At 72.7% G+C, this 13,383-nt stretch carries 12 protein-coding genes and 1 riboswitch; of the genes, 7 read left to right on the top strand and 5 right to left on the bottom strand.

The annotated features are described in order from the left end of the window. Entirely contained in the window at window positions 1–1,434 is a 1,434-nt protein-coding gene (locus IEZ10_RS14795; protein ID WP_373287398.1) for an aminotransferase class V-fold PLP-dependent enzyme, read from the bottom strand. A gap of 166 nt (window positions 1,435–1,600) precedes the next feature. Continuing rightward, a riboswitch (SAM riboswitch) is annotated at window positions 1,601–1,716 on the bottom strand. Between the two features lie 123 nt (window positions 1,717–1,839). Here IEZ10_RS14795 and IEZ10_RS14800 point away from each other — a divergent pair. Both IEZ10_RS14800 and IEZ10_RS14805 read left to right on the top strand, forming a co-directional pair. Further along, window positions 1,840–3,039, top strand: coding sequence for a cytochrome P450 (locus tag IEZ10_RS14800; RefSeq protein WP_189247056.1), 1,200 nt, complete (start codon window positions 1,840–1,842; stop codon window positions 3,037–3,039). 89 nt (window positions 3,040–3,128) lie between these two features. Then, window positions 3,129–3,863 carry a class I SAM-dependent methyltransferase gene (locus IEZ10_RS14805; protein ID WP_189247057.1) on the top strand — a complete coding sequence of 245 codons (735 nt, stop codon included), beginning with the start codon at window positions 3,129–3,131 and terminating at the stop codon, window positions 3,861–3,863. A 94-nt stretch (window positions 3,864–3,957) separates the two neighbouring features. Here IEZ10_RS14805 and IEZ10_RS14810 read toward each other — a convergent pair whose 3' ends face one another. Next, complete coding sequence (locus IEZ10_RS14810; RefSeq protein ID WP_189247058.1) at window positions 3,958–4,854, bottom strand: hypothetical protein; 897 nt, start codon at window positions 4,852–4,854, stop codon at window positions 3,958–3,960. Window positions 4,855–6,124: 1,270 nt separating this feature from the next. Between IEZ10_RS14810 and IEZ10_RS14815 the strand changes: the two genes are divergently transcribed. Together IEZ10_RS14815 and IEZ10_RS14820 are read left to right on the top strand one after the other, a co-directional pair. Continuing rightward, a complete protein-coding gene (locus IEZ10_RS14815) occupies window positions 6,125–6,904 on the top strand; it encodes a GntR family transcriptional regulator (RefSeq protein ID WP_189247059.1) in 780 nt (259 codons plus the stop codon). Between the two features lie 152 nt (window positions 6,905–7,056). After that, window positions 7,057–7,563 (top strand): DinB family protein, encoded by a 507-nt coding sequence (locus tag IEZ10_RS14820; protein ID WP_189247060.1) that lies wholly within the window; start codon window positions 7,057–7,059, stop codon window positions 7,561–7,563. Between the two features lie 175 nt (window positions 7,564–7,738). On the opposite strand, the gene IEZ10_RS14825 is transcribed toward IEZ10_RS14820, so the two are convergent. The 3 genes from IEZ10_RS14825 to IEZ10_RS14835 form a co-directional block, all read right to left on the bottom strand. Then, complete coding sequence (locus IEZ10_RS14825; protein ID WP_189247061.1) at window positions 7,739–8,680, bottom strand: CU044_5270 family protein; 942 nt, start codon at window positions 8,678–8,680, stop codon at window positions 7,739–7,741. Continuing rightward, a complete protein-coding gene (locus IEZ10_RS14830; protein ID WP_189247161.1) occupies window positions 8,677–9,300 on the bottom strand; it encodes an RNA polymerase sigma factor in 624 nt (207 codons plus the stop codon). Before IEZ10_RS14830 ends, IEZ10_RS14825 begins: the two co-directional genes overlap by 4 nt. 321 nt (window positions 9,301–9,621) lie before the next feature. Further along, window positions 9,622–10,698 (bottom strand): SAM-dependent methyltransferase, encoded by a 1,077-nt coding sequence (locus tag IEZ10_RS14835; RefSeq protein ID WP_229811269.1) that lies wholly within the window; start codon window positions 10,696–10,698, stop codon window positions 9,622–9,624. Between the two features lie 168 nt (window positions 10,699–10,866). Here IEZ10_RS14835 and IEZ10_RS14840 point away from each other — a divergent pair, with 168 nt between their 5' ends. The 3 genes from IEZ10_RS14840 (at window position 10,867) to panD (ending at window position 13,238) form a co-directional block, all read left to right on the top strand. Further along, a complete protein-coding gene (locus IEZ10_RS14840; protein ID WP_189247062.1) occupies window positions 10,867–11,757 on the top strand; it encodes a Rossmann-like and DUF2520 domain-containing protein in 891 nt (296 codons plus the stop codon). Further along, window positions 11,748–12,605, top strand: coding sequence for a pantoate--beta-alanine ligase (panC, locus tag IEZ10_RS14845; RefSeq protein ID WP_189247063.1), 858 nt, complete (start codon window positions 11,748–11,750; stop codon window positions 12,603–12,605). The genes IEZ10_RS14840 and panC overlap by 10 nt, the downstream gene beginning before the upstream one ends. A gap of 195 nt (window positions 12,606–12,800) precedes the next feature. Further along, window positions 12,801–13,238, top strand: coding sequence for an aspartate 1-decarboxylase (gene panD, locus IEZ10_RS14850; protein WP_189247064.1), 438 nt, complete (start codon window positions 12,801–12,803; stop codon window positions 13,236–13,238). Window positions 13,239–13,383: the final 145 nt, after the last annotated feature.

A 13,383-nucleotide genomic window follows, 5' to 3' on the forward strand; every position in this document is an offset into this window, starting at 1 on the left:
TCAGCGCCGCGCGGCAATCTCCCGCAAAGCGGACACCAGCCGGTCCACGTGCTCGTCGGTGGTGCCGATGCCGATCGACGCGCGGACGGCCGAGGCGGTCCCGTCGTCGCAGCCGCCGTCCGCGGTGTCCGGGCGGTGAGTGTCCTGGACATGGGTGTTCTGGAGGTGGGTGTCCGGGCGGTGGGCGTTCTGGAGGTGGGTGTCCGGGCGGTGGGCGTTCTGGGGGTGGGCTTCCGGGCGGTGGGCGTCCAGGAGGTGGCGGACGAAGGGGTGGGCGCAGAACTTGCCGTCCCGGACGCCGATGCCGTACTCGGCGGACAGGATCTCGGCGACCTCGCGGGCGGTACGGCCGGCCACGGTGAAGGAGACGATGCCGACGCGGGGGTGGGCGGGGTCCCACAGGGACAGCTCGCGCACGCCCTCGATCCCGGCGAGCCCGGCGCGCAGCCGGGCGAGGAGGCGCTCCTCCTCGTGGATCAGCGCGGTCCAGCCGGTGGCGGTCAGCGCGTCGCAGGCGGCGGCGAGGGCGACGGCGCCGAGGACGTTCGGGGTGCCGGCCTCGTGGCGGGCCTCGGGGTCGTCGTGCCAGTCGACCTCCCAGCCATCCGTCCCACCCGTCTGGGGGGCGTTCACCGCCCGCACCGCGCCCCCGCCGCGCAGGTACGGCTCGGCGCCGGACAGCCAGTCCGGGCGGCCGATCAACGCGCCCGTGCCGAACGGGGCGTAGAGCTTGTGACCGGAGAAGACCACGTAGTCCAGGTCGAGCGCGGTCAGGTTGATCGGACGGTGCGGGACGAGCTGGGCGGCGTCCACCAGGACGCGGGCGCCGTGCCGGTGGGCGATGTGCGCCAGCGCGGCGATCGGCCACAGCTCCCCGGTGACGTTGGAGGCGGCGGTCACGACCAGCAGCTTGGGGCCCTCGATCTCGGCGAGTGCCCGGTCCGCGGCGCGGACCGCCTCACCCGGGAACGCGGGCGGTGCCAGCCGTACGGCGTGCCGCCAGGGCAGCAGCGAGGCGTGGTGCTCGGTGTCGAAGACCACGACCGTGGTCCCCTCGGGCAGGCAGCGGGCCAGCAGGTTGGTGGCGTCGGTGGTGTTGCGGGTGAAGACCACCGCGTCGTCCGGGCGGGCCTTGGCGAAGGCGCGGACCGTGTGCCGGGCCCGCTCGTAACGGGCGGTGGTGAGCTGGGAGGCGTAACCCGCGCCGCGGTGGACGCTGGAGTAGGCCGGGAGCGCGGCGGCGACGGCGGCGCTCACCGGCTCCAGACAGGGCGCGCTGGCGGCGTAGTCGAGGTTGGCGTATGGGGCCAGCCGGCCGCCGCGGACCGGCACCTCAAGGTCCGCGCCGAGCACCGCGGGGATCCGCCGGCCCTCGGGCGCGCGGGTCGCGGGGACGGCGGCGGCCGGGGACGGGGCGGCCGGGGGCGCGGCGATTCCGGCGGTGGGGACGGCGGTCCGCGTGGTGCGGACGGCATCGGCGGCGACGTCGCCGGAGGCGGGGGCGGTGTCGGCGGGGACGGTGGAGGCGAAGATCGTCAGAGTGGACACGCCGGCTCTCCTTCGAGGTCATCGGACCCCAAGCCACGGCGTTGATGCGTGGAGCCCGCGCTTGCCCGGCGCACCTCGCGCCGGACCAGGTCCTCACCCGGGGCACCCCGCCGCGGACGCGAGGGTTGCCGGCCAGCTAGCCGGGGCTTGTCGCTGGCACTCATGACCTACCGGGGACTATAACCGACCACCGCGGCCCCGCCGCAAGCTCCGTGTCTCGGAATGCGGACATGTGTCCCCCGGATCTCGGGGGTCTTGGGGCCCGGCTACCTGGGACATTACGATGCCTACGTGCACTTTGATCCTTGGAATCCGGAATTCGTCGCCCACCCCTACGACGTCTACGACGAACTGCGGCGTGAGCGGCCGGTCAGCTTCTTCGAGCCGACCGGCCAGTGGCTGGTCGCCCGGCACGCCGACGTCAACGCGCTGCTGCGCGACCGCCGGCTGGGCCGGTCCTACCTGCACGTGGCCACCCACGCCGAGTTCGGCAGGCCGGACGACCCGGAGTTCCAGGACCCGTTCTGGCGGGTGATCAGGGCCGGGATGCTCGACGTCGAGCCGCCGGTGCACACCCGGCTGCGGCGGCTGGTCTCCAAGGCGTTCACCCCGCGCATGGTCGAGGCGCTGCGCCCCAAGGTCGCCCGGATCGCCGGCGAGCTGGTCGAGGCGTTCGCCGAGCGCGGCGGCGGCGACCTGATCTCCGAGGTGGCCGAGCCGCTCCCGGTGACCGTGATCGCCGAGATGCTCGGCGTGCCCGAGGCCGACCGGCACCTGCTGCGACCCTGGTCGGCCGACATCTGCGGGATGTACGAGCTCAACCCCTCGATCGAGGCCCAGCACACCGCCGTGCGCGCCGCCGAGGAGTTCTCCGCCTACCTCGTCGAGCTGGCGCGTGCCCGCCGTACCGACCCCGGTGACGACCTGATCAGCGCGCTGGCCCAGGTGGTCGACGAGGGGGACCGGCTCACCGAGGAGGAGTTGGTCGGCACCTGCGTGCTGCTGCTCAACGCCGGGCACGAGGCCACGGTCAACGTCACCGGCAACGGCTGGTGGTCGCTGTTCCGCAACCCGGCCGAGCTGGAACGGCTGCGCGCCGACCACGGCCTGCTGCCCACCGCGATCGAGGAGCTGATGCGCTGGGACACCCCGCTGCAGATGTTCGAGCGCTGGGTGCTGGAGGACATCACCGTGGGCGGGATGGACATCCCGCGCGGCTCGGAGGTGGCGCTGCTGTTCGGCTCGGCCAACCGCGATCCCGAGGTCTTCGCCGACCCGGCGCGCCTCGACGTGGGACGGGTGGACAACCCGCACATCTCCTTCGGCGCGGGCATCCACTTCTGCCTCGGCGCCCCACTCGCCCGGATCGAGCTGATCGAGTCGTTCGGCGCGCTGCTGCGCCGGGCCCCGAAGATGGAGCTCACCGCCGAGCCGTCCTGGGGTCCCGGCTACATCATCCGCGGCCTCACCGCCCTCAACGTGACGATCTGACCCCGCCCGTGCGTCCCGCGGAGGTCGAGGGGTTTCCCGCGCGGAAAACCCCTCGCGGTGGTTTCGATCGATCTCCTACAGTGCGCTCCATGACCAACCCTCCCCCGCTGAGAGCGGGCACCCGGCTGGATTTCAACGGGCCGCTGTCCGCCGAACGAGCAGGCAGGCTGACGACCGTCCTCGCCGCCGCCGAGCCGTCGACCGTGCTCGATCTGGGCTGCGGATGGGGTCGTCTGCTGCTGAGCGTGCTGGAGGCCGTACCGGAGGCGCGCGGGGTGGGCGTCGACGTTCGCGAACTCGATCTGGAGCGCGGGCGGGCCGACGCCGCCGCTCGCGGTCTGTCCGACCGTGTCACCTTCGTCGAGGGCCCGGCCGAGGAACACCTCGGCAGCGCCGACCTGGTGCTGAACGTCGGCGCCTACCATGCTCTCGGCGACGTCTCGAAAGCGCTGCATACGTTGCGCCCCCTGGTCAACCCGGGCGGCCGCCTGCTGTTCGGCGCCGAGTTCTGGGAGCGCGTCCCCACGGAGGGTGAACTGGCCGGGATGTGGCCGGGAACCTCCGTGGACGACTGCACCGACCTGGCCGGCCTCGTGGACCGGGTCACGGCCGCCGGATTCCGGCCGCTGCGCATCGAGACCGTCACCGGCGACGAGTGGGCGGAGTTCGAGTCAGGCTTCACCGCCGAGGTGGAGGAGTGGCTCGTGGCCAACCCCGACCATCCCGAGGCCGAGGCCACCCGCGCCAAGGTGGACCAGCATCGCTCCTACTGGCTGCGGGGCTACCGCAACGTGATGGGTTTCGCCCTCCTCATCCTGGGCTGACCCACGGCACGGTCCGGCGCCGCCGTTCCCCGGTTTCACGGCCGGGCGCCGGCCCTGCCGGCGGTCGTCCGACGCCCTCCGTACGGGCGCCGGGCTAGCCGAAGAGTTCGTCGATGGTGTCGACCGTGCCGGCGCGGCGTCCCCACTCTTCGATCCGCTCCAGGTCGGTGCACTCCAGGATGCGGGCGCGGGCGTCGTCGGGCACGTCGATGCCCCGCCCGGTCAGGACGAGCAGCAGCATCTTGGCCTCGCCCTTGGCTTCGCCCTTGGCTTCGCCTTCGGCGATGCCCTGGGCCTTGCCCTGTCCGAAGTAGTGGCGGGCGTATTCGCTCTTGTACTCGCGGGTGCCGGTGCGCATCATCGCCTCCAGGATCTGGCGGGCCGCTACAGGGAGCATGGCCAGCACTTCGTCAATATAACCTTGGGCCCGGTCGATTCCGAGATGGTCCAGGCCGTGGAGCATCGCGGCGAGGATCTTCTCGCCGTTCTCGCCGTCGCCGTGGACGAGGGCCGACAGGACGGCCAGTTCGGGGTTGTCCTGGGCCTGGGCGGAGTCGGCGACGGCGGGGATCTGGTCGGGTCCCAGGACCAGGGGGGTGAGGGTCAGGCCGGGGTGGCCGAGAGCGATGGGGCGGGCGCACCAGGTGGCGGTGTCGCGGCAGGGGCTGATGACCAGCAGCAGGACCGGGCAGTACAGGCGGGCGCGCAGGGTGGCCAGGTAGGCGGGCCAGCTCCAGCGTTTGCGGAGGTCTTTGCGGCGTTGGACCTCGACGATGACGGCGGCGACGATGTCGGTGTGCTCGTCGCGGAGGCTGACGACGGTGTCGGCGCGGTATTCGGTGGGTTTGTACTCGTTGAGGTCGGCGGATTCCACGCGGGCGTGGGTGTGGGCGGGGACGGTGTCGGGGCGGACGCAGCCGAGGAGGTCGGCGGCGAGGGTGGGGCGTTCCTGGATGAGTTCGAGCCAGATCTCGTGTTCACGGGTGGGCACGACGTGAACACTATAAGTGTTCACATGGCTACGCTTTGAATTCGCGATGGTCTTTACTTGACCCGCATCGGTGATCGCTCCGACCGCGGACATCTGACCGTAGAGGTCCAAAAAGACCGGTCTCGGGGTTTGTCCGTGGAGGCATGGCGGTGCGGGACGGGGGCGCTCCGCACCGCCATGCCGGTTCAGGGGGCGGTCACGCCATCCTGAAACAGGTGCGGCGTGCCGCTGTGCTGATCCCCGTGCCTACGCGATGGGGCGCCGGTTCGCGGTCCGGATGATCGGGCCGCCTCTCCCGTGGCGTCTTGCGGGCCGGGTCCCCGTGCCGCCTCCTCCTGCCGGATGACCTCGGCACGGAGCTCCTCGAAGGTGTCGGCGTCCACGGTCCGGTACGGCGGGCCGTCCCACCGTGACCCCTCGGCGAAGGGGCGCTCCCGGCTGGCCCGGAACCGTCCGGCGTCGCTGCGGATGATCCGCCACCCGGGGATCACCGGTCGGGGTCGTGCGGCCTCGGGCTGATCCACAGGTCAAACCTCCGTCGTCGTGTCCAGGTCCTGCCCGCACGTCGGTGACGTCGGACGGGTCGGTTCCGGGGGACGTGCGGATCTCTCCGCTCGTTTCGGCGGTGGTGCGGGTTTCACCGTTCGTGTCGGTGATCGCGCTGTTTTCATTGCTCGCGCCGATGCCGGGAGGAACGGGGGCTGCCACGCCCTGGGGGCCCTGCGGGGCGAGGTCCTGAGGGGCGAACCGCGCGTCCAGAGGGTGCCGGGCCGTGGGCTCCTGCCGTACAGGGGCCGGAGTCTGCCGGACGGCCAGGGCGGTTGGTTCCGGGTGGCGCTGGGCGGGGACCAGGGGGATCATCTCGGCCGGAGCCACCGCGGCGGGCGGCGCGAAACGCGGCACGTGCCTTGGCTCCAGCCGGTGACGCGCCTCCATCCGCTCGGTCATCAGCTCGCCGGACGGCTGCGCGTAGTCGTGGTCGGCGATCCGGCCGGGACAGCCGTGTTCGTACGGCGGGTGTCCGCATCGGGCGCACCCCATCGGCATCGGCGGCTCGTCTGCGAAACAACCACATCCACCGGCCGCGGCCCGGTCGAGCACCGGAGCACTAATGTTCGTCATGGGTCAGGAGTCACTTCCTGATCAAGGGCCCGTCAGGCGTTGCGAGCGTCCTGACGGGTCTGTAAAAGTGTCATAGGACACCTAAAGTTAAGGCTGGTCAGGCTTGTCGTCAAGGAAATGGCCTACGACACTTCGGTAAGGTGCTCATATGCACCCAGATCCTCAGTCACCCGCGCAGCGCATCGTGGCCGATCTGCGCGACGACATCGCGGCCGGTCGTCTGCCCGCCGGAGCGAAGCTGCCCTCCGTCCGGGATCTCGCCGAGCGCTACGACGTGTCCCGCAGTACGGCGAGTAAGGCACTGATCCTGCTCAGGAACGAAGGGTTGGTGGTCACCCGGCACGGTTCGGGCGCCTACGTGCGCGAGGCGTATCCGATCCGCCGATTGGGACCGGATCGCTATGCGCGGCACCGCTGGGAGCAGACCAGCGTCGAGGCGTTCACCACCGGTGTCCCGGGCAGTGACTCCACTCGGCAGCAGGGGCACCAGACGCAGGACGTGTCCCTGGTCGCGGCCGACGAACCGGTCTCCGCCGCGCTCGGTGTCGAGGTGGGTTCCTCGGTGTACGAGAGGGCACGTGTCATGACCCGTGACGGCATCCCCACCCACACGATGACCTCGTACTACCTCCCCGCCCATGTCGAGGGCACGCCTCTGGTCGATTCCTCACCGGGGATCGCCGGGCCGGGCGGCGGATTCCGCGTGCTGGCCGACCGGGGTCTTCCTCCGCATGAGATCACCGAGGACATCCAGGCGCGCATGCCCACCGCCGAGGAGGCGCTCCTCCTCGACCTTCCGTCAGGGGAACCGGTCGTGGAGGTACGCCGTGTCACCCGTACGGCCGACGGGCAGGTGGTCGAGTACGCGTGTGGTGTGCATGCGGCGAGCCGGTTCGTGTGGTCGTACACCTACGCCATCCCCGACTGAATCTCCCGGAAGGCGCCGGAACGGCGTCCCGGGCCGGACTCCGGGTGGCGACGGCGTGCCGCTATGTTCTCCCGGGGTGGCGTGGGCGCGTTCCGGGACTCAGAGCCGGTACGGCCCGGCGCCGCGGAACCGACGATCGGAAGGGGCGGGCAGTGACCACGGAGCGGATCGGGCCGCCGTTGACCGCGGGGGAGCGCGAGACGCTGCGCGCCTTCCTCGACTACCACCGCGCGACGCTGGCCATGAAGTGCGAGGGCCTGTCCGACGAGGAACTGCGGCGGCGGTCGATGCCGCCCTCGACGCTCTCGCTGCTCGGCCTGGTGCGCCACATGGCCGAGGTGGAACGCACGTGGTTCCGCAAGGTCATCAACGGCGAGGACATCCCGCTCGTCTGGTCGGACGAGGGCGACTACCAGGTGGCCTACGACGCGAGCACGGCCACCCGTGCCGAGGCGTTCGACGCCTGGCGGGCGGAGGTCGAGCACTCCCGCCGGATCGAGCGGGAGGCCGAGTCGCTCGACGTGACGGCGTACAACCCCAGGTGGGATGAGAACGTCTCGCTGCGGCTGGTGATGCTGCACCTGATCCACGAGTACGCCCGCCACAACGGGCACGCCGACTTCCTCCGGGAGGGCATCGACGGGACCGTCGGCGCCTGAGGGACCACCGCACCCGCCCGCACCCGCCACATCTGTCGCACCCGCCGTACGGGACGGACGCGCCGCACGGGACGGACATGACCGTACGGGACGGACGCGCCCCCGCCGTCCGACGCCGCCCCCGCGACCGTCGCGCCCGGCCGGGGCGCCCTTCACCGGTGTTCGTCGTGTCCGATCAGGGGGTCTGCCCGGGTTCGTCGACGACGCCGGAGCCCAGCACCGACATGGCGGCGGTGTCGTCGCCGGTCACGACCTTCGTGCCGAGGTAGCGGTAGTCCCGGGCGTCGAGGATGTAGTACCCCTTGCCCGCCGGTCCGAGGTCGAGCACGACGCCGATCCCCGGGCGGCCGTCCCCGTCCGTGGCGTTCTCCTCGATCCTGACGTTCGGGATCTTCGCCAGGGCCCGGTACATCGCCGCGGTCTTCTCCGGAGGGATCATGGGACCGAACTTGAGGTACCACCCGATCGTCCCGAACGCCTTGACGTCCGTCTCGGTTCCGGCGGGGCAGTTGGGCTGGCAGATCGACAGCGGGGTCATGTCCCGATCCATGCCGCGGAAGTGGGCGAGCAGCGCGTCCGGATCGGTCGGCAGGGCGTCCACGTCGCGCTGGGTCGTGGCGGGGTTCATCGGTCCTTTCTCCCCCTTTCCGATCTTGAGCTCCCCGCCCTCCTCCCGGACGGCCGTTCTCTGCCCGTCCATCCGGGCCCACATCTCGAACGTCGGCAGGTCACCGTGCGGGAAGTGCTGCGACTCCTTGCGGTAGACCCACTGGTCCGGGCGGATGTCGGCGGCTTCGGCACGGGCGGCGACGAGCGCGGCGTTCTCAAGGACGACGGCCGCGCTGGGCGGCCGGTCGGCCGACGGCCCGGCGACGGCCGGCCGGTCCCGCGGTTCCTCGATCCCGCCGGCCTGGACCGCGACCACGGCGCCGGCCGCGAGGCCCACCCCGGCCAGGGCGAGACCCCAGCGCGGGCGGAACGCCGGGCGCGCGGGCCGCCGGCCGGGGGACGGGGAGCCGCCGCGGATCTCGGCGAGCAGGCGGCGCTCCTCCGCGTGCACGTCGGGCCGGTGCGGAACCTCGTCCCGCAGGTTCCTGACGATGTCGATCTCGTTCATCCGATCTTCCCTTCGCTCTCGATGGCCGGGTCCATGCCGCCGAGCGCCCGGCGCAGCCTCTCCCGGGCCCGGCTGATCCGCGAGCGCACCGTTCCCACCGGGACGCCGAGCGCCAGTGCGGCCTGCTCGTAGTTGAGGTCGCCCCAGGTCACCAGCAGCAGCGCGTCCCGGTACGGCCGGGAGAGACCCGCCAGGGCGGCGGCGAGCCGGCGTCGCTGCCCGTCCGCGGTGACCCTCCGGTCGACCTCGTCGGTGAACGGCTCGACCACCGGGTCCGTCCCTGTCCGGCTCAGCGCCCGGTACATGCTGACCTCCTGGCGGCGGTGGCGCCTCATGAGATTGGTGGCGATGCCGTACAGCCACGGCCGTGCGTCGCCGTAGGCCGGGTCGTACGACTCCCGGCGCTGGAAGGCCAGCGTGAAGGTCTCGGCGACGATGTCCTCGGCCGGGTCCTGGCCCAGCCGCCTGATCACGTAGCGCTTGAGCGTCGGCGCGTGGCGGGCGAACAGCACGGCGAACCGTTCGGGTTCGTATCGGGATCGTGCGATCACCGCGGCGTCGTCGATCTCCTCCGGGTCCGGGGGCCGAGGTGGTGTCGCCGTTCGGCTCTCCTGTCGCATCTGGTGCCTCTCGCTGTCTGTCATGACACCGGTGATTGCCACGGGCCCGATCCCCGGTTCCCGGAAAAACCGAGATTCCTGGAAAAACCGAGATTCCTGGGAGATCGAGGTTCCTGGAAAACCGGTCAGACGGGACCGGAAGGACCGGGTGACCCGGTCGGCACCGGAGGGGACGGACGGCTCAGCCGACGCGACAGGATCGGCAGGACCCGCTCGGGGACGAGCCGGAGCCGGCCGGTCCTCTCGGGGACGAGCCAGGTCTGACCGTCCCGTTCAGGAGGACTGTCCCGTTCGGGAGTGAGCCCGGGCCGGCTGGCCCGTTCAGAGGCGCGACTGGACCAGCCAGCCGAAGTCGCCCAGGCCGCCCGTGGCGATCAGCTCCGCCTCCTGGGACGCCCTGGTGAGGGCCTGGAGATAGCCGCGCGGGTCGGTGCGGGCGAGCTCGACGGGCGGGCGGGTTCCGGTCACACCGAGATCGAGGAGGGCCCGACGCTGGGTGGTCAACGTCGTGACGACGCCCCCGGCACCCCCGACGCCCCCGGCACCCCCGACGCCCCCGGCACCCCCGGCACCCCCGATGACCTCGGCACCTTCGGTGGCCTCGGCGTCGGCGTCCCGTGCCCCGGTGACCCCGGCGCGTTCCCCGGCCGCCGCGCAGGCGTCCAGGGCCACGTGGGCGGTGATGTCGCACGACCCGTCCGGCACCGGCGGGACCAGGGACCCGTCGCGGTAACCGGTCAGCGTGCCGTACGGCGGGCGCCCGGCCAGGAAGTGCGCGTAGTCGATCGCGACGGCCTCCCCGGCGGCCAGCCGTACGATCGCCGAGGCCCACGCCTCGTCGCGCGGCCTGCCGATCTCGGCCCGCTCACCGGGCGAGCGCATCGGCCACCAGCGGGCCAGCCAGGCGAGGTCGGCGTCGCAGGGGGCGTCCCCGAGGCGTTCCGCGCCGTTCGCCGGGTCCACCAGGACCAGCCGGGGACCGTCCGCCGTCTGCTCGGCGACGTCCAGGGGCACGTTGTCCAGCCACTCGTTGGCGATCACCAGGCCGCGGACGCCGCCGGGTACGGCGTGCGCCCACCGGATCTCCGCCGGGAGCGAGAGCGGCCGGGACGCGAGGTCCACCCCGGTCACCCGCAGCCGCTCGCGGAGGCCGGGCGGCGCGGCGGCGAGCACCCCGGCGGCCAGCGCACCCTCTCCGGCGCCGACGTCCACCAGGTCGACCGCCGGCGGGTTGCCGAGCGCGTCGTCCACGGCCACCAGCCGGCGCAGCACCGCCTCGGCGAAGACGGGAGAGGCGCCGACCGAGGTCCGGAAGTGCCCGGAGGGGCGCTCCCGCAGGTAGAAGCCGTTCTCGCCGTAGAGCGCTTGCTCCATCGCGACGCGCCAGGTGAGCCACACGCCCACGACGCTACAGGTCCGGCGTGCTCCACGGGCCGATGATCCACTGAGCGTGCGGCCGTACGGCGCGGGCGTGCGGGCACGTGCCGGTGCGTGGGCGGGAAAGCCGCGCCCGTTACTCTGGTCAACTGGACACGGAGCCCCCGATGCGGTCAAGGACGGGACAACATGGACGCAGGTGATCATCCGGCGCGCCTGGCCGTCGGGGTGGTCGGGGCGGGCCGGGTCGGCTCGGCGCTCGGCGCGGCCCTGGCGCGGGCGGGCCACCGGATCGTCGCGGCGAGCGGCGTCTCCGACTCCTCCAGGGAACGGGCGGCCGAGCGGCTCGGCGTCGCCCCGTCCCGCCCCGAGGAGGTGGTGGCGCGGTCCGACCTCGTCCTGCTGACGGTCCCCGACGACGTCCTGCCGGGCCTGGTCTCCGGTCTCGCCGGCACCGGCGCCGACCTGCGCGGCAAGATGGTGGCCCACACCAGCGGCGCGTACGGCCTGGCCGTACTGGACCCGGCCGCCGAGGCGGGCGCGCTGCCGCTGGCGCTCCACCCGGTGATGACCTTCACCGGCAGGGACGACGACCTGCGCCGCCTCGTCGGCATCTCCTACGGGGTCACCGCGCCCGGCCCGCTCCGCCCGGTAGCCGAGGCGCTGGTCATCGAGATGGAGGGCGAGCCGGTCTGGATCGAGGACTCCGACCGGCCGCTCTACCACGCCGCCCTCGCCGGCGCCGCCAACCACATGGTCACGCTCATCGCCGAGTCCGCCGACCTCCTGGGGCGGATCGGCGTGGAGCAGCCGGGCAGGATGCTCGGCCCGCTGCTGGGCGCCGCCCTGGACAACGTGCTGCGGCTCGGCCTCGCGGGGCTGACCGGGCCGGTGGTGCGCGGGGACGCCGGGACGGTGCGCAAGCACATCGACGCCCTCATCCTGGCCGCCCCCGAGGCGGCGGACGCCTACGTGGCGCTCGCTAGGCTCACGGCGGACCGGGCGCTGGCGGCCGGGCTGCTCAAGCCCGAGGCCGCCGAGCGCCTCCTGGACGCGCTGGGAGGCAACATATGGACGTGATCGTGGCGCGCAACCGCGCCGAGCTGGCCGAGGCGCGCCGGGCGCTCGGGGCGCACGGCGGGATCTCCCGGGGTACGGCCGAGCTGGCGCTGGTACCGACGATGGGCGCGCTGCACGAGGGGCACCGCTCGCTCATGCGGCTGGCCCGGGAGCAGGCGGACCACGTGGCCGTGAGCGTCTTCGTGAACCCCCTGCAGTTCGGCCCGAACGAGGACTTCTCCCGGTACCCCCGGACGTTCGACGCGGACCTGGAGGTGTGCGCCGCCGAGGGGGTGAGCCTGGTGTTCGCCCCCTCCGCCGACGACATGTACCTGCCGGACCGGCAGGTCGGCGTGTCGGCGGGGCGGATGGGCGCGGTCGCCGAGGGCGCCTTCCGGCCGGGCCACCTCGACGGCGTGCTGACCGTGGTGCTCAAGCTGTTCAACCTGGTACGGCCGGACGTGGCGGTGTTCGGCCAGAAGGACGCCCAGCAGCTCGCGATGATCCGCCGGATGGTCGCCGACCTCGATGTGCCGGTCGCGGTCGTCGGCGGTCCCACGGTCCGCGAGGCCGACGGCCTGGCGCTGTCCAGCCGCAACCGCTACCTGTCCGGCGACGACCGGCGGGCCGCGCTGAGCCTGTCCCGGGCGTTGTTCGCGGGGGCGGAGCGGCGGACGCCCGCGGAGATCCGCCGGGCCGCGCGGGAGGTGCTGGACGGCGAGCCCGCGGTGTCCCTCGACTACCTCATCCTGGTCGACCCGGCCACCTTCGAGGAGGTCGGCGACGACCACGTGGGGGAGGCGATCCTGGCCGTGGCGGCGAAGGTGGGCTCCACCCGGCTGATCGACAACGTGACCGTCGCGCTCTGACCTCCGTACGCGCCTTCGGGGCACGCGGGTCCCGGTGACGGCCCGCGGCCCCGTCCCGTGGCGGGGCCGGACGTCCGGCGGGAATCCGGTGAAACGGAGCACACGGCGAACAGGGCCCGGGGCGGGCTCGGATATATTCCGCATCAGGCGTGCACGCCACGGGGCGGCGCGACCGTACGGAAGGGCTTTCGAGGCATGCTCCGGACCATGCTCACCTCCAAGATCCACCGGGCCACCGTCACCCAGGCCGACCTGCACTACGTGGGATCGGTGACCATCGACGAGGACCTGCTGGACGCCGCGGGACTGCTCCCCGGTGAGCAGGTGCACATCGTCGACATCGACAACGGCGCCCGGCTGGTGACCTACACGATCCCTGGCCCCCGCGGCTCGGGGATCATCGGCATCAACGGCGCCGCCGCCCGGCTCGTCCACGTGGGCGACCTGGTGATCATCATCGGGTACGGCCAGATGGAGGACGCCGAGGCGCGGAACTTCCGGCCCCGGATCGTCCACGTCGACCGCGGCAACCGGGTCACCGGTCTCGGTCACGACCCCGCCGAGGCGCCGGACCCGGCCATCCCGGGGGCCGAGGGCCTCCTGCGCGGCGACGAGCGGCACGTTCCGGCCTAGGCGCTTCGGCCGGTCTCGGGACTCCGATCACCGCGGATTCCGGGACCGGCCGTGGTCCGGTCCTTCCACGCGGTGACGAGCCGCGCCTCCCGGCGCGGGCGTTCCGTCCGGCCTCGGGGTCCCGGTCTCCGTACGGGACGTTCCG

Origin of the sequence: Streptosporangium pseudovulgare (assembly GCF_014648055.1) — a bacterium.
GTDB classification, from domain to species: Bacteria; Actinomycetota; Actinomycetes; order Streptosporangiales; family Streptosporangiaceae; genus Streptosporangium; species Streptosporangium pseudovulgare.

Bases quoted from the DNA above. Each gene is read 5' to 3' on its own strand.
- IEZ10_RS14805 (WP_189247057.1), top strand. From the start codon at position 3,129: ATGACCAACCCTCCCCCGCTGAGAGCGGGCACCCGGCTGGATTTCAAC.
- IEZ10_RS14815 (WP_189247059.1), top strand. From the start codon at position 6,125: ATGCACCCAGATCCTCAGTCACCCGCGCAGCGCATCGTGGCCGATCTG.
- IEZ10_RS14825 (WP_189247061.1), bottom strand. From the start codon at position 8,680: ATGAACGAGATCGACATCGTCAGGAACCTGCGGGACGAGGTTCCGCAC.
- IEZ10_RS14830 (WP_189247161.1), bottom strand. From the start codon at position 9,300: ATGCGACAGGAGAGCCGAACGGCGACACCACCTCGGCCCCCGGACCCG.
- IEZ10_RS14840 (WP_189247062.1), top strand. From the start codon at position 10,867: ATGGACGCAGGTGATCATCCGGCGCGCCTGGCCGTCGGGGTGGTCGGG.
- panC (WP_189247063.1), top strand. From the start codon at position 11,748: ATGGACGTGATCGTGGCGCGCAACCGCGCCGAGCTGGCCGAGGCGCGC.
- panD (WP_189247064.1), top strand. From the start codon at position 12,801: ATGCTCCGGACCATGCTCACCTCCAAGATCCACCGGGCCACCGTCACC.